Origin of the sequence: Thalassospira sp. MCCC 1A01428 (genome assembly GCF_002115825.1) — a bacterium.
GTDB lineage: Bacteria > Pseudomonadota > Alphaproteobacteria > Rhodospirillales > Thalassospiraceae > Thalassospira.
The window spans coordinates 63,579-84,491 of the sequence record NZ_JFJZ01000010.1 but is presented as its reverse complement, the minus strand read 5'-3'; the positions used below and the strand labels follow the sequence as shown (position 1 = coordinate 84,491).

General features: G+C 52.8%; 19 protein-coding genes and 1 other RNA gene. 16 read left to right on the top strand and 4 right to left on the bottom strand.

The window, feature by feature from the left end; all coding sequences use genetic code 11:
• Window positions 1-6 precede the first annotated feature (6 nt).
• From THS27_RS10560 to THS27_RS10525, 8 genes are all read left to right on the top strand, one after another.
• On the top strand, window positions 7-294 hold the full coding sequence (locus THS27_RS10560; RefSeq protein WP_085590590.1) for a hypothetical protein: 288 nt from the start codon (window positions 7-9) through the stop codon (window positions 292-294).
• Window positions 295-298: 4 nt separating this feature from the next.
• Entirely contained in the window at window positions 299-637 is a 339-nt protein-coding gene (locus THS27_RS10555) for a cell division protein ZapA (protein ID WP_085590588.1), read from the top strand.
• A gap of 58 nt (window positions 638-695) precedes the next feature.
• Window positions 696-856: non-coding RNA, 6S RNA (ssrS, locus tag THS27_RS10550), on the top strand.
• A gap of 126 nt (window positions 857-982) precedes the next feature.
• Window positions 983-1,798, top strand: a complete 816-nt coding sequence (locus tag THS27_RS10545) for a TIGR00282 family metallophosphoesterase (RefSeq protein WP_085590587.1) — start codon at window positions 983-985, stop codon at window positions 1,796-1,798.
• A 334-nt stretch (window positions 1,799-2,132) separates the two neighbouring features.
• Window positions 2,133-3,050 carry an AraC family transcriptional regulator gene (locus THS27_RS10540; protein ID WP_085590585.1) on the top strand — a complete coding sequence of 306 codons (918 nt, stop codon included), beginning with the start codon at window positions 2,133-2,135 and terminating at the stop codon, window positions 3,048-3,050.
• 348 nt (window positions 3,051-3,398) lie between these two features.
• Window positions 3,399-4,751, top strand: coding sequence for an Nramp family divalent metal transporter (locus THS27_RS10535; RefSeq protein WP_085590583.1), 1,353 nt, complete (start codon window positions 3,399-3,401; stop codon window positions 4,749-4,751).
• Between the two features lie 326 nt (window positions 4,752-5,077).
• The gene (locus THS27_RS10530; protein ID WP_085590748.1) at window positions 5,078-5,794 is read left to right on the top strand and encodes a cytochrome c oxidase assembly protein; all 717 of its coding nucleotides are present in this window, start codon (window positions 5,078-5,080) and stop codon (window positions 5,792-5,794) included.
• 32 nt (window positions 5,795-5,826) lie between these two features.
• A complete protein-coding gene (locus tag THS27_RS10525) occupies window positions 5,827-6,336 on the top strand; it encodes a copper chaperone PCu(A)C (protein ID WP_085590581.1) in 510 nt (169 codons plus the stop codon).
• Window positions 6,337-6,451: 115 nt separating this feature from the next.
• Here the strand turns inward: THS27_RS10525 and THS27_RS10520 are convergent, their stop codons facing one another.
• From THS27_RS10520 to THS27_RS10510, 3 genes are all read right to left on the bottom strand, one after another.
• On the bottom strand, window positions 6,452-8,668 hold the full coding sequence (locus tag THS27_RS10520) for a methyl-accepting chemotaxis protein (protein WP_085590579.1): 2,217 nt from the start codon (window positions 8,666-8,668) through the stop codon (window positions 6,452-6,454).
• A gap of 478 nt (window positions 8,669-9,146) precedes the next feature.
• Window positions 9,147-11,366, bottom strand: a complete 2,220-nt coding sequence (locus tag THS27_RS10515; RefSeq protein WP_085590576.1) for a methyl-accepting chemotaxis protein — start codon at window positions 11,364-11,366, stop codon at window positions 9,147-9,149.
• 875 nt (window positions 11,367-12,241) lie between these two features.
• Window positions 12,242-14,356: a methyl-accepting chemotaxis protein gene (locus THS27_RS10510; protein WP_246832925.1), complete on the bottom strand. Its 2,115-nt coding sequence runs from the start codon at window positions 14,354-14,356 to the stop codon at window positions 12,242-12,244.
• Between the two features lie 660 nt (window positions 14,357-15,016).
• Between THS27_RS10510 and THS27_RS10505 the strand changes: the two genes are divergently transcribed.
• The 7 genes from THS27_RS10505 (at window position 15,017) to tolR (ending at window position 19,790) form a co-directional block, all read left to right on the top strand.
• Window positions 15,017-15,763 (top strand): YebC/PmpR family DNA-binding transcriptional regulator, encoded by a 747-nt coding sequence (locus THS27_RS10505; protein ID WP_085590572.1) that lies wholly within the window; start codon window positions 15,017-15,019, stop codon window positions 15,761-15,763.
• An 81-nt stretch (window positions 15,764-15,844) separates the two neighbouring features.
• Window positions 15,845-16,366 carry a crossover junction endodeoxyribonuclease RuvC gene (ruvC, locus tag THS27_RS10500; protein ID WP_085590570.1) on the top strand — a complete coding sequence of 174 codons (522 nt, stop codon included), beginning with the start codon at window positions 15,845-15,847 and terminating at the stop codon, window positions 16,364-16,366.
• Entirely contained in the window at window positions 16,363-17,064 is a 702-nt protein-coding gene (gene ruvA / locus THS27_RS10495) for a Holliday junction branch migration protein RuvA (RefSeq protein WP_085590568.1), read from the top strand. The genes ruvC and ruvA overlap by 4 nt, the downstream gene beginning before the upstream one ends.
• Window positions 17,061-18,140: a Holliday junction branch migration DNA helicase RuvB gene (ruvB, locus tag THS27_RS10490; protein WP_085590566.1), complete on the top strand. Its 1,080-nt coding sequence runs from the start codon at window positions 17,061-17,063 to the stop codon at window positions 18,138-18,140. The genes ruvA and ruvB overlap by 4 nt, the downstream gene beginning before the upstream one ends.
• Entirely contained in the window at window positions 18,137-18,586 is a 450-nt protein-coding gene (locus THS27_RS10485) for a YbgC/FadM family acyl-CoA thioesterase (RefSeq protein WP_085590564.1), read from the top strand. Before ruvB ends, THS27_RS10485 begins: the two co-directional genes overlap by 4 nt.
• A gap of 7 nt (window positions 18,587-18,593) precedes the next feature.
• The gene (gene tolQ / locus THS27_RS10480) at window positions 18,594-19,325 is read left to right on the top strand and encodes a protein TolQ (RefSeq protein ID WP_085590562.1); all 732 of its coding nucleotides are present in this window, start codon (window positions 18,594-18,596) and stop codon (window positions 19,323-19,325) included.
• A gap of 3 nt (window positions 19,326-19,328) precedes the next feature.
• Complete coding sequence (tolR, locus tag THS27_RS10475) at window positions 19,329-19,790, top strand: protein TolR (protein WP_085590560.1); 462 nt, start codon at window positions 19,329-19,331, stop codon at window positions 19,788-19,790.
• A gap of 62 nt (window positions 19,791-19,852) precedes the next feature.
• Here the strand turns inward: tolR and THS27_RS27380 are convergent, their stop codons facing one another.
• Window positions 19,853-20,440 carry a hypothetical protein gene (locus THS27_RS27380; RefSeq protein ID WP_246832924.1) on the bottom strand — a complete coding sequence of 196 codons (588 nt, stop codon included), beginning with the start codon at window positions 20,438-20,440 and terminating at the stop codon, window positions 19,853-19,855.
• Here THS27_RS27380 and THS27_RS27375 point away from each other — a divergent pair.
• On the top strand, window positions 20,421-20,837 hold the full coding sequence (locus THS27_RS27375; RefSeq protein ID WP_246832923.1) for a hypothetical protein: 417 nt from the start codon (window positions 20,421-20,423) through the stop codon (window positions 20,835-20,837). The genes THS27_RS27380 and THS27_RS27375 overlap by 20 nt on opposite strands.
• Window positions 20,838-20,913 lie beyond the last annotated feature (76 nt).

The window sequence follows — 20,913 nt, the reverse complement described above, 5'->3', positions numbered from 1 at the left end:
GACGATATGTCACGTCTGCAAAATGCCGGTGAACGTCTTGAAATTGCCCTTGCCGCCCTTGAACAGGCGGTGGAGTCGCGGCTGGCGCGATCACAAGCGAACGCCCTGTCTGGCGAAAGCGAGAATGCGGCCGCCCAGGCACGGTCTGAAGAAATGCGTGCCGAGCTGGATGCCCTAAAGCACGATTATGATGTGCTGGCGCAGGCAACCGAAACGGTTTCACAACGCCTTGACGGTGCTGTGGGGCAATTGCGGTTGGTCCTGAGTGACGAAACTGAACAAAAGCAGGCGTAAAATCATGGCACAGGTTTCAGTGCGTATTAATGGTCGCAGTTATGATGTTGCCTGCGAGGACGGGCAGGAAACCCGCCTTTCCCAGCTGGCAGAATATGTCGATGAACGTGTGAGCGAGATTGCCGGGATGGTCGGCCAGATTGGCGAACAGCGCCTTTTGGTCATGACCAGCCTGTTGATTGCCGACGAACTTGGTGATGCTCACGAAAAACTTTCGGTGCCGGCCAGTGCCGCTTTGCCCGAAGGGGCGGTTGCCCCGAATGATGCTGATCGTATGGCGCAAAGCATGGAAAATCTCGCCTCTCGTATAGAGGCTATTGCACAAAAGCTCGCAGCTGACTAAGTTCGCATCGGATACTGCTTGCGATGCGTCCTTCGGGGCGATCAAAAGTGGATCCAAAAGGGGGCTGCCCTGCGCGTCAGATTCGCTAATTCCCGGGGCCGATGCTCATTTCTCTAGGGAGCTGTCCCTGGCGGGACCGTGGTCTCGTTATATGGCGCCCACCTGCACACGCAGGTCACGAGGAATTACCACATGGTCAACGGCAGTGGTGGCTCCCGCTTTCCTTCGGGGAAGCGGGAATTTTCCTTTTTGGCTGGTTTAATTGAAATTTGTGATCGGGGGATGACCTGCCCGGTGGGTGGGATTGCCGCGTTTGGTCATGCGGTGTGATAGACGGAATTAAAAATGCGGCTTTTACATTTAGGCGATGTTTTGGGGCAATCCGGGCGCAAGGCGGCACTGGAAGCATTGCCAATGTTGCGTGATCGTTTGCAGGTTGATGCTGCCGTGGTGAATGTTGAAAACTCGGCCCACGGGTTTGGTGTAACTGCAAAAATTTGCCGCGAATTTTATGATGCCGGGGCCGACGTGCTGACCACGGGCAACCATGTCTGGGATCAGCGCGAAATCATCACCTATATCGACGAAGATAAAACCCTGCTGCGCCCGTGGAACTTTCCTGATGGCACGCCGGGACGTGGCGATTGTGTATTTACGGCACGGTCGGGCAAAAAAGTTGCGGTTGTTAACATGATGGGTCGCCTGTTTATGGACCCGCTATCGTGCCCGTTTCAGGGGGCCAACAAATTGTTGGGTAAATATCGCCTGGGTAAAAATGTTGATGCGGTTTTGATCGATTTTCATGCCGAAACAACATCGGAAAAAATGGCATTTGGCCATCATTGCGATGGGCGTGCGTCGCTTGTTTTGGGGACACATACGCATGTGCCAACGGCGGATGCGCAAATTTTGCCAGGCGGCACAGCCTACCAGACTGATGTTGGCATGTGCGGTGATTTTAATTCCGTGATCGGGATGAAACACGAAAGTTCGGTGGCAAAGTTTCTGACCAAAATGCCGTCAGGCAGGCTGGAACCTGCCGAGGGCCCGGCCACAGTGTGTGGTGTTTATGTGGAAACCGATGACAAAACAGGCCTGGCCAAACGGATCGAGCCGGTTCGCATTGGCGGGCGGTTACGTGGTGCCTGGCCCAGCGCCTGATAATATCGGCGTATCGTTTTGACAGACACCGAAATTCACAGATGATAACGGGCCGATGCAGGGATGCATCGGCCCGTTTTGCGCCGTTTCCAACCGTGCAGACATCACGGGGTCGGGGGGGGGAGTTGATGGCTGCACGGCTGTAATCCGGTATGCGACGACCCTACCGCAAACTTTTTAGACCCGATAGCCCAGTCCTCTACAAAGATTGCACAATCCTGCAAATGCGAAAAAACAGTCTGTTGTTTTGTGCAATCGATGATTATGTGTTTTTTGAACCAAGTAAGCCATCAGGCGACATTTTGGCATTCAGGTGAGAAAAAGGCATAACGTCATGACCGATGGTCTGGATAAATTTGCACAACTGATTGAACAAAATTGCACCGGCACCGGGCGCCACGATACGGCCATTCCCGGTGTTGTGCTGTTGCGGGCGGATGCCCCGATGGAACCGGTTAACGTGGTGTATCAGCCGTCGATCTGTATTTTGGCAAGCGGCGAAAAAACGGCGTTAATGGGCGAAAGTGTTTATGTTTATCGACCGGGGCAATATTTAACCGTGTCACTGGATGTTCCGGTGTTGGGTGAAGTTACCGTCGCCAGCCCCGAATGCCCCTATTTGTGTTTGCGTCTGGATCTGAACACCAAAGTTATGGCCGACATCATGATGGAGGCACGGGAAAACAATATTGTGGCAACCGGTCGCCAGCCGGGACCCGCAATGCAGGTTAGCGATGCCGGGCCAGAGATTATCAATGCATCGATCCGCTTGCTGGAACTTTTGGCAAACCCGCGCGATATTCCCATTCTGGCCCCGTTGATCGAGCGCGAAATTTTATATCGCCTGTTAAATGGTCCGCAAAGTGTTCGGTTGCAGCAACTGGCAATGGCCGATAGCAAATTGAACCAGGTATCACGTGCGATCGAATGGATAAAAAACCATTTTCGCGAACCCTTTAGCGTCGAGGTTCTGGCCCGCGAGGCGCATATGAGCCCCTCGGCGTTGCATCAGCATTTTAAGGCCATTACTTCCATGAGCCCGCTGCAATATCAAAAACAGCTGCGTCTGCAAGAAGCGCGTTCATTGATTATGGTAAATGCGATGGATGCGGCCAGTGCCGGATATCATGTCGGCTATGACAGCCCATCGCAGTTTTCACGCGAATATCGCCGGATGTTCGGTGCGCCTCCCAGACGGGATGTCGAACAATTGCGACTCTCGTCTTCTGCCGGGATGGTTGAGGTTGCGTGACAGGTATAGCCTGTGATTTTCCACAAGGATGAATGCGGCGGTTGTAAAATATTGCTGTATAGCAGGTGATTTTGGCCTGCGTGGTTATGCTGTACCCCCGGATATATGAAAACAGCGATCATAAAAACACCCGAAAGAATAGGTTCCGGGTGGAGAATTGGTGTTTGTGAAAATTTAGCCTTGACTAACTTTTAAAGTCCGCACAACAATTGGGGATAAATTTCCTGATGATCTGCTGACTTTGTTTGACTGACCTTATGTCGGTGAAGGCTGTCAGACGGAACTAGCCGGGTTTGTAATTATTTAAAATCTAAGCGGGATCGGTTTCCCGTGCGCGGAGAATGACGAATGGCCGACATTGGTGAAGCGAAACGCAAGCAGGGTGACTGGCGGCTGGATGCCGATCAACCTTCTCTTGTTGAAGTGTTTCGGTCGATTGCGGTATCGCCGGATGCCGGTTTTTTCCGCAAGTTTCTGACTTTTGCCGGGCCGGGATATCTGGTTGCAGTTGGCTATATGGACCCGGGAAACTGGGCCACCTCGCTGGCGGGCGGGTCGCAGTTCGGGTATGCACTGTTATGTGTGGCGTTGCTGTCAAACATCATGGCGGTTATTTTGCAGTCGCTATGCGCCAGGCTGGCGATTGCCACCGGGCGTGACCTGGCGCAGGCCTGCCGCGATGCGTTTCCAACCTGGATGTCATGGCCGTTATGGCTGTTGGCGGAACTTGCTATTTGCGCCACCGACCTTGCCGAGGTTATCGGCACAGCAATTGCCCTGAATTTGTTGTTTGGCATTCCGCTGGAACTGGGCGTGTTGATTACGGCGGCCGATGTTCTGGTGATTTTGTGGTTGCAAAGTCGCGGTTTTCGCTGGGTCGAAGGGTTTATCATTGCACTTTTGGGCGTTATTTCGGTTTGTTTTGCCATCCAGATCGCCATGGCTGATCCGGACTGGTATGGCGTGATTACCGGCTTTGCCCCAACCGTAAATGTTTTGACCAATCAGCATATGCTGTATCTGGCGCTGGGGATTATTGGTGCCACGGTAATGCCCCATAATCTGTATCTGCATTCCGGTATTGTGCAGACACGCGCCTATGAACATTCGATCAAAGGCAAGCGCGAAGCCCTGCGTTTTGCCACACTGGATTCAACGGTGGCGCTGACCTTTGCCTTGGTCATTAATGCTTCTATCCTGATTTTGGCCGCAGCAACCTTTCACGTGGCCGGGCAAACCGACGTTGATGATATCGGCAAGGCGCATGAATTGCTGGCCCCCCTTTTAGGGGCGTCGATGGCACCGATTTTGTTTGGTGTGGCTTTGCTTTGCTGTGGTCTTAGCTCGACTGTAACTGCAACAATGGCCGGCCAGATTGTGATGGAAGGGTTTATTAAAATGACCCTGCCATCGTGGTTGCGACGGTTATTGACCCGGGTAGTTGCCATTATTCCGGCGATTGCCGTAACGGTGATTTATGGTCAGGCCGAAACCGCAAAATTGCTGATCCTGTCGCAGGTGGTGCTGAGTTTTCAGTTGCCCTTTGCGGTGGTACCACTGGTAATGTTTACGGCATCAAAACAGAAAATGAAGGAACTGTGCGCGCCGCGCTGGTTAACTTTTGTTTCCGCAATCATTGCACTGATCATTATCGCGCTGAATGTTAAACTGCTTTACGATATTTCGGTTGGCGCGGTTTAGGGCATAAGCCGCCGTCGGGTTATAAAATATATTGGGTTTCAGCATTTTAGGCCGGAAATAACATCACAGGAATGTGACGGATATTTTCGGCCTTTTTGCATATCCAGGCTTGAACGCCGGGCAGGGCATTGATACGAATTTTCGCCTCTGCCGCGATTTTCTTTGGATTATTAATAATTCGCAATTACGTCGTGCGCCGGGATGTTTATAGTGCGCCGAGCGCAATTTGCCATTTGCCTGCCGTTTGTCGGGTTATCTGTACAGACAATCGGCAAATGTTGCATTTTGCCTGTCGTCTTTTTGTCGTCACAGCAAAAGAAACCGCCATGAATGATCGCCCGGAAAACCACCGCAAGAAGGGAAAACGCCGCACCCTGATCGCAATGGGATGTGCCTTTGCCGTTATGGTCACGCTGGTGGTTTATTCGCCGACGCTTTATCGCATGTTTTGTGCCGTAACCGGGGTTGGGGGCACGGTCCGCCAAATTTCGGTCCCCAATAAAACTGCCGGGGCATCTGCAAATGGTGCAAATGGTAATTCAACGGGCGAAGCGGCGGCAATTGCCGATGATATGGTCGAAGTTTATTTCGATGCCAATGTTGCCAAAGGGCTACCGTGGGAGTTTTACCCCGAAGAACGGATGGTAAAGGCCAAGCTGGGTGAACCGGTGAAGGTGTATTATTATGCCAAAAATAATTCGGATGAAACGATTGTGGCGCGCGCGGTCTTTAACGTTACGCCCTATAAATCGGCCCAGTATTTTTTTAAAATCGAATGTTTCTGTTTTACCAATGAAAAGCTGGCGCCGGGAGAAAGCGCACGGATGCCGCTTGTTTTATATATTGACGATCAGATCCACAAAGATCCGAATACTGCCGAGGTTAAGGATATCACCCTGTCCTACACCTTTTATCGCCAGTCCGATCTGACCGAGCAGGAGATTTCGGACGCACGCGAACTTAAATCCGGTTCGGACCAGAAAGAGGCCGAATTGTCGAATTCGGAAAATATCGATCTTGAAAACGATGTTCGCCGTCACTAGACGCAGGCCAGCCAGCAGGGGAATTCCTGGATATGAAAATCTGTTCGTTGATCTTGATGCCGTTTAAACACTTGCGCAAACCGGCTGTGACGGTCACCTGTGCCATTGTGCTGGCCGGTGCGGCTGGTACGGGCATGACCACCCTGTTTTCGGGCCAGGCACACGCGCATAGCTATGTGCTTGGCAAAATTATGATCGGTCATTTCTGGGCACCGCCTGCTGCGCAAAATGCCAAGGGTGCTGCTGTATTTGGTCCCTTGTTAAATGGCGGGTCTGAACCGGTCACACTGGTGGGGGCAACCACCCCGATCGCAGATCAGGTGCGTTTCAGGGTGGAAAAGGACGGTGTGGAAAGCTGGGTTGACAGCATTACACTTGCCCCGAACAAACCAGTGGGCCTGGCGGCCTGGCGCGAACATATCTGGCTGACAGGTTTGAAAGAGCCCCTTACGGCTGGCGGGGCGTTTGACCTGGATCTGGATTTTGGCAAGGCCGGGCACAAAACAATTCAGATCGTGATCGAGGCAGAAGGCGGGCATTAAGCCAGAAGCCACACGGCCTTCCGGCCCCTGTGGGCAGGTATGATAACGGCAAGTAAATAGCAAAATGGCCCGTCACATACATGACGGGCCATTTTGTTTAGGGTGTCAGGGAAAATCAGGAAGCAGCACGGTCATGAGCCTTGCGGCGCAAATCTTCCAGAATGGTATTGATGCTGTCATTCAGGCCCTGAATTTTCTTCGCCGCATTTTGCGATGTTTGCAAAACTTCGCCGGAGAGTTCACCGGTTTTGCCGGTTTCCTCGGCGACATCGGTGATGGAGGTTGAAACCATCCGGGTGCGGTCAGCTGCATTGCGAACATTGCGGGTGATTTCGTTGGTGGCGGCACCCTGTTCTTCAACTGCTGCCGAAATGGTTGTGGCAATTTCATTGATGCTTTCAATGATGCTGCCGATCATTTCGATGGCGGAAACCGACTCTCCGGTGGATTTCTGAATGCCGGAAATTTGTCCGGCGATTTCGTCGGTGGCTTTTTCCGTCTGGTTGGCAAGGTTCTTGACCTCGGCGGCAACCACGGCAAAGCCTTTACCGGCATCGCCAGCGCGGGCAGCCTCGATGGTGGCATTCAGGGCCAGAAGGTTGGTTTGTTCGGCAATATCGGTAATCAGGGCGATTACCTCGCCAATGCGATTGGCTGATTGCGACAGGCTGACGACCAGATCATTGGTTTCGCGAGCCTTTTGTGCCGCATCGTTGGAAATGCGGGTGGATTCGGCCATTTGCCGGTTAATTTCGGCGTTTGACGCTGCCAGCTGTTCGGTTGCAGCGGCAACAGTTTCAACATTGCTGGTGGCTTCGCGCGCCGAGGTGGCAACTTCTTCGCTTTGCCCCGAAACCAGTTCGGCACTTTGCGTCATTTGCCCGGAAACACCCTGCAGTTGTTCGGCAAGGGCGGCAATTTCGCCAACGGCACTTTCAACTTCGCCCTGCAAGGTATCGGCAAGGCCCAGCAGTTCGTCGCGCAGGGCTTCGTTGCGCTCGCGGTTCAGGCGTTCTTCTTCGGCCTGCATGTCACGCACTTTCAGGGCATTCTCCTTGAACACCTCAACCGCGCGGCCCATGGCCGAAATTTCGTCATTCCCCTTGGCAGGGACGACAACTTCAAGGTTACCCCCAGCCAGTGTGACCATGGTTTGCTGTAAACCACCAAGGCGGCGCAACAGATTGCCACGAACATAGATGACATAGATCGCCAGCGACAAAAGCACCGCAACTGCGGCGACGATGTACAAAATAAGCGACCCTTGCTGTTGCAGATCGCGGGCAGCGGTTGCGGCACCATCAACATCGCTTTGCAGGGTTTCAACAACCTGATCAACGCTAAAGCCCATCGTTGACGCAAATTCACCAGCTTTGGCAACCAGTTGCTGGGAATCAATAGCGGCCTGCAATTCGCGCGATTGCAGGTCGGGCAGGCTGCCTTCACCAACAGAAAGCTTCTGCATTTTGTCGATCAGGTCTTCGTAAAACTTGATCAGTTTGGGATTACCCAGGTCCTGCAACATGTTTGAGGCATCAGCATAACTGCCGCGCACCCGCACGCCAACAATGGAAAGGCGGGTCATGTCGCGTTCAGAGGCCGAGCCGATTACAATATTTGAAATCTGGTTGCCAAGGTTGGTCAGGGCGACCAGCGGCGCGCGTTTGCTAACACTGTCATGATATTTAAACAGCGACGCGATCAGATCTTCGCGAGGCTGGCGGGTTTGCAAAACCGGGCTTTTGCGCAGTTCCTTGACCATTTCCGAAATCTGGCCAAGCTCGTTGGACGTAACGGTCATCAACGGTTTCAAGGTGCTGACGAAGCGATCGGATAATTGCTGGAAATCGGTCAGTTTTTTAGCTTTTTCGTCGCCAATCTGGAACCGTTTCTGGGTCAGTTCATGCAACTGCGCCAGGGTTTCCTGCAATTGAGCGCTGTTGGTTTCAATGACGTCCAGGGTATCAGGCTGCATGCCGGAATCGCGAAGCTGTTCAATCCGGTTTTTCAGGGAAACAACCCGGTTGTCCAGCTCGGCCTTCACACTTTCCTCTTCCTGGGGTGACGACGCTGCGACAATGCGCGGGGCAATGGCAACGATTTCGGCACTTTCGGTGGCCAGCTGCTGCGCACTGAACATCGGCGGCAGTTTGGCTTCGGTAATGTTATCAAGCTGTGTGCCGAAGCGTTCAAATGATATCGCGCCTACGGCGGCGGCTATAACGGCCATCAGCCCAACCAGTGCGAAGGACACAAGCAGTTTTCCGCGTACGCCCATGCCATTCTTTTGCACGGATTTTCGCTGGTTCCGGCCCCCTGTAGTCTGTTGCATTTAGTCTTGACCCTGTGTTCTGCCATTGGCATGCGAGAGACCCGGTTGCTGGGAACGAACGTTCCGGGGCTATGTTTTCACAATGCCAGTTCCATCTGCCGCAGGAATGCAGCAATCGGAGATTTCAAAATATGTTTGTTTTAGTGCGGGCCGGATTGATATTTGTCCCCCAACGGGCCCACTCCCGAATTTGCTTTTTATTCATAACATACCGGCAAAATACAAGTAATCGGTTTGTATTTTGTACAGATGCATAGATAACTTATTCTAATTTCGGAATTTATTATTCTTCTGGTATCGATAATATGACCATAGGTCGTGATACGTTGGGACGTATCAGGGTTTTTACGTGCATTTTCGGGTTCAGAGTCGTGTTTTTTCAAAATAACGGCCCGCCAAAAAATAGCGGGCCGTCGATAATCAGGTTCTGTTTACGCCGTTGTGCATTGGCTTGCACGCGATAATAATCAGAGTTGTATCAGTTGGCCCGATCATAAGCCTGTTGACGCAAGTTATCGAGAATTTCACTGATGCGGATACGCATATGTTCGACCTTCTCGGAAGCACTTTGTGCTGTTTGCAGCACCTGACCGGACAATATGCCGGTTTTTGATGTTTCGGCCACCACATCTCCGATTGATGTTGAAACCATACGGTTGCGTTCGGCGGCCCCGCGGACATTACGGCTTATTTCATTGGTGGCGGCACTTTGTTCTTCGACGGCTGCGGAAATGGTTGTGGCAATTTCATTGATGTTTTCAATGATTTTCCCAATTTCGCTAATAGCCGTCACAGATTCTCCGGTTGATTTCTGAATGCCCAGAATTTGTCCGGCAATGTCGTCGGTGGCTTTTTCTGTTTGGTTGGCCAGGTTTTTAACCTCGGCGGCCACCACGGCAAAACCTTTGCCGGCATCGCCGGCACGGGCCGCCTCGATGGTGGCATTCAGGGCCAACAGATTGGTTTGCTCGGCAATATCCGTGATCAGGGCAATTACTTCGCCAATACGCGTGGCTGATTGCGACAGGCTATTGACCAATTGGTTGGTTTGTTGTGCCTTTTGGGATGCTTCGGCCGAAATGCGGGTCGATTGCGTCATTTGGCGGTTGATTTCCACATTCGACGCCGAAAGTTCCTCGGTTGCGGCAGCAACCGTTTCGACATTGCCGGTAGCCTCGCGGGCCGATGATGCCACTTCTTCGGTTTGCCCCGAAACCGTTTCGGCACTTTGCGACATTTCCCGGGAAACCTCCTGAAGCTGCTGTGCCAAAGTGGCAATTTCGCCCACGGCGCTGTCGACTTCATCCTGCAGCGTGTTGGCAAGGCCCAGTAATTCGTCTCGCAGGCTTTCATTTCGTTCACGGGTCAGGCGGATTTCTTCCGCCTGCATGTCGCGCACCCTGATCGCGTTGTCCTTGAATACCTCGACGGCACGGCCCATTGCGGTAATTTCGTCGTTACCTTTGGTGGGAACCATAATATCAAGGTCGCCGCGGGCCAGTGTCACCATTGCCTGTTGCAGTTTTTCAAGGCGACGCAACAAATTACCCCGGACATAGATAACGTAAATTGCAAGCGAGATCAGAATAGCGCTGGCAGCCACGATGTACAAAATCAGGGTGCCCTGTTTTTGCAAGGTTTCTGTTTCAACTGCTGCGGTATCAACCTGGCTTTGCAGGGCTGTTACCAGTTCATCAACCCCACTGCCCATGGCGTCGGCATATTGCGCACTTTGCGCGACCAGTTGTTCCGATGCGGTAGCTGCGGCCAGTTCACGCTGGCGAATTTCAGGCAGGCTGCCGTCCCCGCTGGAAAGTTTCTGCATCTTGTCGACCAGATCGGCATAAAACTTTTGCAGTTTTTTGTTTTCCATCTGATTGACCAGGTCCAGCACATCGGCATAAGTGCCCTTCACCTGGACCGACACGATTGAGAGCTTATTGTCGCTGGTTTCGGTTGTGGTTGCGATTACCGAACTGCCTGCTTCGTTGCCCAGACGGCCAATTTCCTGAATTGGGGCGCGCGCAGCAATGGTATTGCGATATTTGACCAGCAACTGCACCAGGTCTTCCTTGGACCGGTCAATGTTCTCGTCCTGCTTGCCGTCAAGTTCGTCAATTGCCGCCCCAAGCTGTGCCAGATCATTTTGGGTATAGGATAATAACGGCTTTAACGTGCTGGCATACCGGTCAGCCAGCGATTGATAATCCTTGACGGCTTTGGATTTTTCTTCAGCAGCCTGTAAACGCTGGCGTGTAACCTCGAATAGCTTGTTGAGGGTATCGCGCAGGTTGGCACTGTTTTCCTCGATCTTGTTGAGGGTTTCAGGCATCAGGCCTGTATCCCGTAACGTGGCGACTTTTTCGGCAACACCCTTAAGGCGTGCGTCGAGTTCGGCCTTAACAGTCTGTTCTTCCTCGCTGCTGGTAGAGGCCACAATGCGCGGGGCGATGGCGACGATTTTGGTGCTTTCAGTTGCCAGATTTTGGGCTGTGAACATTGCCGGCAGTTTTTCATGCGTAATGTCGGCCAGTTCGGTGCCAAATTTATTAAAAGAATACGCCCCGATCATTGCTGCAAACACGGCAAGCAGACTAACGATCGTAAATGATGCCAGCAATTTACCCTTCACACCGTTCGCTGTGTGGGCATTTTTCCTTGTTGGCTGCTGGTTAGAGATCCCCGATTTTGAAGTCATTTTCCCTATCCTCGTTAGAGACGGGCGATCAGCAAGACATGGCCAATCTGTCGATGGTTACAGGTGATTGGTTGTTGCCACCCTGGCGGGTCTTCTTTTTATATTGGCTGCATTTGACAGGGCCGTTTTCGGCGGCCTTGATAAAAGGGATGTCAAATCAGCTTCATTTTCATAACGATAACATTTTGATGATAAATTGATATCGTTAATTGTGTAATTCAATGATGTTTCGTCGATGTCGCGACAATGATGCCGGTATGAGAGTTCCGGTAAATTTGTTCAGGCCACTCGATATTCGGGTCTGGAACAATTTTAAGAAGGAACTTCAACGGCATAGACTTTTGGTTAGTCCATGATGGGCGAAGTTTATAATGTTTCGCCGTAGAGGTAGATAAAAAGTTCAAAAGGGTAGGTCCATCTGCTTTTAGCTGGAACCGTCGACGAGGCCGTGACCAAGCTGGCAGACTCGAAGATACAGGGTCGCGTTTTTGTTCAGGGTTCTTAACGGAAAAATGTCCTAAAGCTGCATAATTGCGACGCGGGCCCAGTGTCGCATCAAATATAAACTGGTTGCCGCCTTATATAGTGCCGGTCACCGCGGGTGTTTTATCCTGTCTGTCCTCGATTTGGGGATTTATCAAACGAGGCGGCACATTGGGCGTGCGGGGCAGGGGCTGAAGTTACGCAGAGTTAACCTTGCAATTTAGCGGGCATGGCTGGGCCTTTGGCTAAGCCGTACAATGGTTCGGAACATTGAAAAACCGTTGTTTCAGGCAAGGAAAAACCCCGTTCAGTTTCTGAACGGGGTCAGGTAGGGCTTGTAATCCGGCGGGTTCCCCAAGCGGTGGACGCGTCGGTTAATGTTGGTGTTTCGGTTATGATGCCGCGCGGTCGTGGGCCTGCTTGCGCAAGTCCTGCAGGATATTGTTGATCCGGGTTTGCAGGTTTTCGACCTTTTCCGATGCTGTTTGTGCGGTTTGCAAAACCTGCCCCGACAATTCACCGGTTTTGGCCGTTTCATTGGCAACATCGGTAATGGAACTTGAAACGGCCCGTGTCCGGTCGGCGGCCCCACGCACATTGCGGGTGATTTCATTGGTGGCCGAGCCTTGCTGTTCAATGGCCGCCGAAATGGTGGTGGCAATTTCATTGATATTCTCAATGATACTGCCAATCATTTCGATTGCAGAAACAGACTCTCCGGTCGATTTCTGAATGCCTGTAATTTGCCCGGCAATTTCGTCGGTGGCTTTTTCCGTCTGGTTGGCAAGGTTTTTGACCTCGGCGGCAACCACGGCAAAGCCTTTACCGGCATCGCCGGCGCGGGCAGCCTCGATGGTGGCATTCAGGGCCAGAAGGTTGGTTTGTTCGGCAATGTCGGTAATCAGGGCGATTACTTCGCCAATCCGGTTTGCTGATTGCGACAGGCTAACCACCAGTTCGTTGGTTTCGCGTGCTTTTTGCGCCGCATCGTTGGAAATGCGTGTGCTTTCCGCCATTTGCCGGTTGATTTCGGCATTTGATGCCGAAAGCTGTTCGGTTGCGGCTGCAACGGTTTCTACATTGCCAGTGGCTTCCTGTGCCGACGATGCAACGTCTTCACTTTGTGTCGACACCAGTTCGGCGCTGTGGCTCATTTGCCCGGAAACGCCTTGCAGCTGTTCGGCAAGGGCGGCAATTTCGCCAACGGCACTTTCAACTTCGCCCTGCAAGGTATCGGCAAGGCCCAGCAGTTCGTCGCGCAGGCTTTCATTGCGTTCACGGTTCAGGCGTTCTTCCTCGGCCTGCATATCCCGAACTTTAAGGGCATTATCCTTAAAGACTTCAACCGCGCGGCCCATAGCCGTGATTTCATCGTGGCCCTTGACCGGCACGGCGACATCAAGGTTACCCCCGGCCAGTGTGACCATGGTTTTTTGCAAACCATCCAACCGGCGCAGCAAGTTACCCCGGACATAGATCACGTAAATGGCCAATGACAGCAGGATCGCGGCAATGCCGACAGCATACAAAATGGTCGAGCTTTGTTTTTGCAACGTTTCTGCGCTGGCTGCCGATGTGTCGACACTGTTTTGCAGGGCATCTACAAGTTGGGAAACGCCAACGCGCATTGTGTCGGCAGCCTGCGCACTTTCGGCGACAAATTTCTGTGCCGTGTCGATTGCTTTTAGTTCCTTGGTCCGCAAGGTTGGAATGCTGTCATCGCCGATCGACAAGGCTTCCATTTTATCGATCAGTTCATTGTAGTATTTTTTCAGCTTCTCATTGTCCATTCCGTTCACCAGATCGCGGGCATCGGCATAGTTGCCACGAATACGAACGGCGGTAATGGACAGTCGCACGGCCTGGGTTTCGGTCGTGGCGGCAATGATCATGTTGGTGGCTGTTGCCCCCTGACGTTCAATATCAAGGATCGGGGCGCGGGTTTGCACCGCGTCATGCAGCTTGTAAAACTGCGCCACCATGTCTTCTTTGGTTGTTTCTTCGGCAGAGGCCGGGTCTTTGCGAAGTTTTTTTACTTCGGCATCGGCCTGGGCGATGTCATTTTGAGTATAGGACAAAAGCGGTTTGAGCGTATCCCCGTAACGTTTGCTAAGCTCAAGAAAATCCTTTGTTTTTTCGGCTTTTTCTCTGGAAATCTCGAAACGGGCCTGGGTTGCTTCATGCAAGGAGGTCAGGGCCTGTTCAAGTTGCTGACGGTTGGTGTCGATTTCTTCGAGAATCTCGGGTTCCAGCCCGGATTGACGCAGCTCGTCGATCTTGGCGCTCAGCCCGATCAGACGCTGATCAAGTTCATCCTTGACCGTCTGTTCTTCTTCCTGGCTGGAAGCGGCAATGATGCGAGGGGCAATAGCAACGACTTCTGCACTTTCTGTTGCCAGTTGCTGTGCTGTGAACATTGGCGGCAGTTTGTCTTCTGTGATGTCGGCCAGTGTTACGCCAAACCGGCCAAAAGCAAATACCCCGACGATAACGGCCGCAACAGCCATAAGCCCAACCAAAGCAAAGGAAATCAGAAGTTTCCCTTTAACCCCAAGCCCCGACTGATTTTTTTTGGTATTTTTTTTAGGCTGTTTCGGGGTCCCTGTTTTCTTTCCCATTCTGTCCTACCTTTTTGTTGCGCCGGTGTTCACCCTCACCGGTTTTGAGGCACGGACCTTTTTGAAGGTATCCGCGTATCCACCCTTTGTTTCGGTTCGATTACCCCTTGCCGGTTCAAACCTGGTTTGCGTTGTTTTATTCTGTCTTATTCTCTTCCGATATTGTTGCATTCTGTCTGGCTTCGCAATAGGCAAGCCTGTTTGTGAAAACAAAATGCATTTGATTTTATGTCTCGGACACGACACCTGACGGCTTTATTGCGATCACATTTGTCGATTTGCAGTGAAGTTCGGCAAGCGGGAGGGCCGTGCGGTTTCCGAGCTGAATGTGCGTGCGATGGCTGGACCTTGGGCCGCAAACACGTTATAGGAGCGTGCATTGCATTTGCCTGAAGGGCCTGTAACCGGGCTTTAAGGGGAGGCGCAACACAGGTTTTCACAATGTTGGGCTGGCGGAAAATACAGTATGTATATGTATTGGCGGCAGTTTGACAGGGGCCCGGGCGGCACCAGATCGATAACGTAATTCAAGAATACAGGTTTCAGGTTATGGCCGGTCATTCCCAGTTTAAGAATATCATGCACCGTAAGGGCGCGCAGGACAAAAAGCGCGCCAAAATCTTTACCAAACTTGCCCGTGAAATCACGGTGTCGGCAAAGATCAGCGACGACATTGGCAGTAACCCGCGTTTGCGTGCGGCCATTGCTGCCGCCCGCGGGCAGAACATGCCCAAGGACAATATCGACCGTGCGATTAAAAAAGCGCTCGGCGCCGGTGAAGGCGACAATTTTGAAGAAGTTCGCTATGAAGGTTATGGTACCGCCGGTGTTGCCGTAATCGTCGAAGCCTTGACCGATAACCGCAACCGTACCGCATCCGAAGTACGCGCAGCCTTTACCAAAAGCGGCGGTAACCTTGGTGAAACCGGTTCGGTTGGTTTTATGTTTAACCGGATTGGCGAAATTGTTTATCCGGCGGACAAAGGCGATGCCGACGCGATTTTTGAAGCTGCCCTTGAAGCGGGCGCTGCCAATGCGGAATCGGATGACGAAAACCATGTCATCGAAACTGAAATCGAAGATTTGAACAGCGTTCGTGAAGCCCTGACCGAAATTTTTGGCGATCCTGAAAGCGCCAAACTGGTATTTCGTCCGGTCACCACGGCTGAAATCACTGTCGATCAGGCACAAAGCATCATGAAACTTGTTGATGTGCTTGAAGATAATGACGACGTTCAGAATGTCTGGACGAATGTCGAATGGACAGACGAAATCGTCGCGGCCCTCGATAACTGATCTTGCTTACGCCCGTCATTTTGCTTTGAATGACGGGCGTATTGTATTTTGACGTCAATAATAACAGCAGGTGATTGTCACGTGGTCAGGGTTCTTGGCATCGATCCCGGTCTTCAGCGTACCGGATGGGGCGTGATCGACCTGAACGACAATCATATGCGCCATGTTGCCAACGGTGTTGTAACCTCGACCCAGGCGTTGTCGCTGGCCGAACGGCTGGTGCAGCTTTATTCGGGCCTGACCGACATTATCAATCAGTGGAAGCCCGACGAGGCCGCTGTTGAGGAAACCTTCGTTAATAAAAACCCGGTATCAACTCTTAAACTGGGGCAGGCGCGGGGTGTGGCCATGCTGGCGCCCGCACGCATGGGCATTCCGGTTACCGAATATACACCAAATGCGGTTAAAAAGACGGTGGTCGGTGCTGGTCATGCGGCCAAACAGCAGGTTGAAATGATGGTTTCCACCTTGTTGCCGGGGTGCAAAATTGCCGGAGCCGATGCCGCCGATGCGTTGGCCATTGCCATTTGCCATGCGCAACATGCCGGAAACCGCCAGATGATGGCCCGCTATCAGAACCAGAACGGGGGATCTGCCCGATGATTGCCAAATTGCGTGGCATTGTTGATTTTATCGGCGAAGACAGCGTTATCATTGATGTTAACGGTGTTGGCTATCTGGTCTTTGCCTCGCGGCGTACCTTGTCGATGTTGCCGCAAGCGGGCGGGGATGCCGGGCTGATTATCGAAACCCATGTCCGTGAAGATCATATTCATCTTTATGGTTTTGCCGATAATGCCGAAAAACAATGGTTTTCGCTGTTAACCACGGTACAGGGGGTGGGGGCCAAGGTGGCGCTGGCATTGCTGTCGGTTTTGTCCCCGACGGACCTTTTGCGTGCCCTTGCATCGCAAGACACAACCGCGCTTTGCCGCGCCCCCGGTGTGGGGGCCAAGGTGGCAACGCGGATTGTGGGCGAGTTAAAAGACAAGGCCGCAAAATTGAATTTGGGGCCCGTCGCAGCACCTGTTGCGCCGGTTTCAAGGGCCGAAGGTGCGGATACACCTGCGGCAGATACAAAACCGGCCCGTAAACGCACGGTAAAAGCTGCACCTGCCGTGCCTGAGACCCCGGTTGTTGATGATGGTGCGATGATGGCCGATGCCGTTTCAGCGCTGGTTAATTTGGGATATGGTCGTTCCGAGGCCTTCGGGGCCGTTGGCCGGGCATCCCAGCAGGCGGGCGAAAACCGGAACCTTGATACCCTGATCCGTTTGGGTCTGAAGGAGCTTAGCGCGTGAGCGAGGAAGACGACCGGTTGTTAAGTGGTGAACGCCACGCAGAAGACCGTCAGGATGGATCATTACGCCCCCGTCGCCTGGATGATTTTACCGGGCAAAAGGAAGTGCGCGAAAACCTTGATGTGTTTATTCAGGCCGCACGCGGACGCGAAGAAGCCATGGATCATGTGCTTTTTTTCGGTCCCCCGGGACTGGGCAAAACAACCCTTTCGCAAATTGTTGCCAGTGAGCTTGGCGTTGGCTTTCGGGCAACGTCCGGCCCCGTCATTGCCAAGGCAGGCGACCTGGCGGCATTGCTGACGAATTTACAGCCGCGTGACGTTTTGTTTATCGATGAAATTCACCGGTTGAACCCCGCTGTTGAAGAAATTCTGTATCCGGCGATGGAAGATTTTCAGCTGGACCTGATCATTGGCGAGGGGCCGGCGGCGCGCTCTGTTCGTATTGATTTACCCCCCTTTACGCTGGTGGGGGCCACAACCCGGTCGGGTTTGTTGACGACACCGCTGCGCGACCGTTTTGGCATCCCGTTACGTTTGCGGTTTTACGAACCCGAAGAGCTGGTTGATATCGTTGCCCGCGGGGCACGGCTGCTTGATTTTGACATGACCCGCGATGGCGCAATGGAAATTGCCCGCCGGTCAAGGGGAACCCCGCGTATTGCCGGGCGGTTGCTCCGCCGTGTAAGAGATTTTGCTGTGGTGGCCGGTAAGTCGCCGGTCAATGATTTTATCGCCGATGCCGCCCTGACACGGCTGGAAGTCGATAATCTGGGGCTTGATAGCCAGGATCGCCGATATCTGACCTGTATTGCCAGCAATTATGGTGGCGGGCCGGTCGGCGTTGATACGCTGGCCGCCGCCCTGTCCGAGGAACGCGATACCATCGAGGATGTCATCGAGCCTTATTTGCTTCAGCAGGGGCTTATACAGCGCACACCGCGCGGGCGGATGCTGGGGGTGAAGGGGTTTGTGCATTTGGGGCTGACACCGCCGCGCAATCAGGCCGGTGTGCCAATGGCGGACCTTTTCGAAAGCGAAGCCCTGAACAATGCAAATGACGAAGGCGAGCAATGACAGAATCCCTGTTTGGCACAATAGACGGAAAACGCCACATTTACCCGTTTTGCGTGTTCTATGAAGATACTGACGCCGGCGGAATTGTATATCACGCGCAATATTTGGCTTTTGCCGAGCGCGCACGGACGTCAATGGTGAATTTATTGGGTTTTTCCAATAGAAACATCGCTGAACGCCACAAAGTTGCCATAGCGGTTCGACATTGTACCGTCGATTTCCGTCGGGCTGCGCGGCTTGAGGATCGGTTGACTGTGCAAAGTCGGTTGGTCCGAATTGGCGGTGCGTCACTGGGTTTTGAACAAAAAATTATGCGGGACGGCGAGGAACTGGTCGTGATCGATATCGTTCTGGCCTGCATGTCGTTGGAAACCTTTCGGGCGCAACGCCTGCCGGATGAATTAAGAAATGTGTTCAGTGACTATCTGGATGTGAACGAGGGCTAAAGAAACGATGGAAAATCAGGTTGTCGATGCCGTGTCTCTTGGCCAGTCGGTTATGGCGCACGACATGTCGGTGTGGGGGCTGTTTGTTCAGGCAGGTCTGGTCGTCAAAGTCATTATGATTGGCCTGTTGCTGTCGTCCGTATGGGTCTGGGCGATTGTCTTTGAAAAGATGTTTCGCCTGCGCAAATTGCGTGCCCAGGCTAATCAGTTTGAAGAAGCCTTCTGGTCGGGCGGGTCGCTTGAGGATCTTTATGATCGCATCGCAGACCGGCCCAAAGACCCGATGGCGGCCATTTTTGTTTCGGCCATGCGGGAATGGCGGCGCTCAAATGCACGCGGCGTTAGCGGCGAAACCATGCGCGCGCGCCTGCAACAACGCCTTGAACGGGCAATGGAAGTAACGCTGGGCCGTGAAATGGACCGTGTTGAAAAATACATGACCTTTTTGGCCTCTGTTGGTTCTACGGCCCCGTTTGTTGGCTTGTTTGGCACTGTTTGGGGCATTATGGCGTCGTTCCAGTCCATTGCGGCGTCGAAAAACACATCGCTTGCGGTGGTTGCCCCGGGTATCGCCGAGGCGCTGTTTGCGACGGCTATTGGTCTGGTTGCGGCTATTCCGGCTGTGGTGGCCTATAACAAAATTTCAAGCGACCTGAACCGTTATGGCAATCGTCTTGAAGCGTTTGTTGACGAATTCAGTTCGATCCTTTCGCGCCAGCTTGACGAAAAACGGGATTGATCCATGGGCGGACAACTAGCTTCGGGAAATTCCGGTGGTGGTCGGCGGCGCGGACGTCGGGGGCGCGGTGGCCGTAAGGCCATGAGCGACATCAACGTTACGCCAATGGTCGATGTGATGCTGGTGCTGCTGGTGATTTTTATGGTCACAGCACCGCTGATTACGGCAGGTGTCGATGTTGATTTGCCCAAGGCCAGTGCAACACAAATGACCGGTCAGGACGAACCCCTGGTGGTGTCACTGACCAAAGAGGGCGCTGTTTATATTATGGACAGCGCAGTTGATCGCGACGAACTGGTGGCGAAATTGCGGGCCATTACCGAAAACAAGCAGGATACCCGTATTTTTGTAAAGGGCGACAAGGCTGTCGATTATGGCCAGGTGATGGATTTGATGGGACGGATCAACGAGGCCGGCTTTAGCAAGGTGGCCCTGATCGCCGATCTGCCAGATAAAGGCAAATAAACGGTCATGCTGCGTAATGTGCTGATTTCACTGGCGGTACATTTGGTGATCATTTTGATCGCCTATTTTGGCTTGCCTGACCTGTTTAAACCTGAGCCGCTGGAAATGCAGTCGGTGTCGGTTGATGTTGTGACGGTGGATGAATTTGCGGCAGCCATGAAAAAAGCGCCGCCGCTGCCAAAACCTGCGGACAAGCCGGCGACAAAGCCGCAGCCCAAGGAAAAGCCGACGCCACAACCCAAGCCCCAGGCAAAGCCGGAACCCAAGCCCGAGCCCACGCCGGAACCAACACCGGAACCCAAGCCCCAGCCGAAACCCGAGCCCAAGCCGGAACCGAAGCCCGAGCCAAAACCTGAGCCGAAACCAAAACCGGAGGTTAAAAAAGCCCCCGAAGCCGCACCGGTGCCCGAAAGGGATGACGGTGAATTAAAGGCCAAGCCAAAGCCGGTTGAAAAGAAGGTGGAAAAACCGGAGCCAAAACCGGAAAAGAAACCGGAGCCCAAGCCCGAGAAAAAAACTGAGCCGAAAAAAGAAGAAAAAAAGCCCGAGCCCAAAACGGAACCAAAGCCAAAACCCGAGAAAAAGGCCGAGCCCGCGCCGAAGCGAACACTTGCCGATATCTTGAAAGATGTGCGCAAAACCGAAAGCACACAGGAACCTGTTCCTGATCAGCCGAAGGAAAAACCGGCCAAGGAAACGGCCAGCGAGCAAACGGCAACGCGCCTGGATGATCGTTTGAGCATGAGTGAGCTTGACGCCTTGAAGCGCCAGATCGCGCAATGCTGGAACCCGCCGGTTGGCTCCAAGGACGCGGATTTTGTGGTTTATCTGAATGTGCAGGTAAATCCGGACCGGACAGTGCGGGGTGCCCAGATTGCCAACCGAAATGAAATTGGCAGTGATGCCTCGAAGCGGACAGTTGCGGAAAGCGCCTTGCGGGCTGTTTTAAACCCGGCCTGTAGTCCGCTTAAGCTGCCGGAAAATAAATATGACCTTTGGAATACAGTCGTAATGACCTTTAACATGCGTGAAATGTTGGGAATGTAGGCTGATTTGAGGAAATATTTGTGAAATTGTGGTGAATTGACCCTAATTTCGCCGGAATGATTGCCAATTGTTGTTG

Excerpts from the sequence above, each read along its gene's own strand:
- THS27_RS10555 (WP_085590588.1), top strand. The coding sequence starts at position 299 with ATGGCACAGGTTTCAGTGCGTATTAATGGTCGCAGTTATGATGTTGCC.
- THS27_RS10525 (WP_085590581.1), top strand. The coding sequence starts at position 5,827 with ATGAAAATCTGTTCGTTGATCTTGATGCCGTTTAAACACTTGCGCAAA.
- THS27_RS10540 (WP_085590585.1), top strand. The coding sequence starts at position 2,133 with ATGACCGATGGTCTGGATAAATTTGCACAACTGATTGAACAAAATTGC.
- THS27_RS10485 (WP_085590564.1), top strand. The coding sequence starts at position 18,137 with ATGACAGAATCCCTGTTTGGCACAATAGACGGAAAACGCCACATTTAC.
- THS27_RS10530 (WP_085590748.1), top strand. The coding sequence starts at position 5,078 with ATGAATGATCGCCCGGAAAACCACCGCAAGAAGGGAAAACGCCGCACC.
- THS27_RS10510 (WP_246832925.1), bottom strand. The coding sequence starts at position 14,356 with ATGGCTGTTGCGGCCGTTATCGTCGGGGTATTTGCTTTTGGCCGGTTT.
- tolQ (WP_085590562.1), top strand. The coding sequence starts at position 18,594 with ATGGAAAATCAGGTTGTCGATGCCGTGTCTCTTGGCCAGTCGGTTATG.
- ruvA (WP_085590568.1), top strand. The coding sequence starts at position 16,363 with ATGATTGCCAAATTGCGTGGCATTGTTGATTTTATCGGCGAAGACAGC.
- THS27_RS10505 (WP_085590572.1), top strand. The coding sequence starts at position 15,017 with ATGGCCGGTCATTCCCAGTTTAAGAATATCATGCACCGTAAGGGCGCG.
- THS27_RS10515 (WP_085590576.1), bottom strand. The coding sequence starts at position 11,366 with ATGACTTCAAAATCGGGGATCTCTAACCAGCAGCCAACAAGGAAAAAT.
- THS27_RS10560 (WP_085590590.1), top strand. The coding sequence starts at position 7 with ATGTCACGTCTGCAAAATGCCGGTGAACGTCTTGAAATTGCCCTTGCC.
- THS27_RS10535 (WP_085590583.1), top strand. The coding sequence starts at position 3,399 with ATGGCCGACATTGGTGAAGCGAAACGCAAGCAGGGTGACTGGCGGCTG.
- tolR (WP_085590560.1), top strand. The coding sequence starts at position 19,329 with ATGGGCGGACAACTAGCTTCGGGAAATTCCGGTGGTGGTCGGCGGCGC.
- THS27_RS10545 (WP_085590587.1), top strand. The coding sequence starts at position 983 with ATGCGGCTTTTACATTTAGGCGATGTTTTGGGGCAATCCGGGCGCAAG.
- THS27_RS10520 (WP_085590579.1), bottom strand. The coding sequence starts at position 8,668 with ATGCAACAGACTACAGGGGGCCGGAACCAGCGAAAATCCGTGCAAAAG.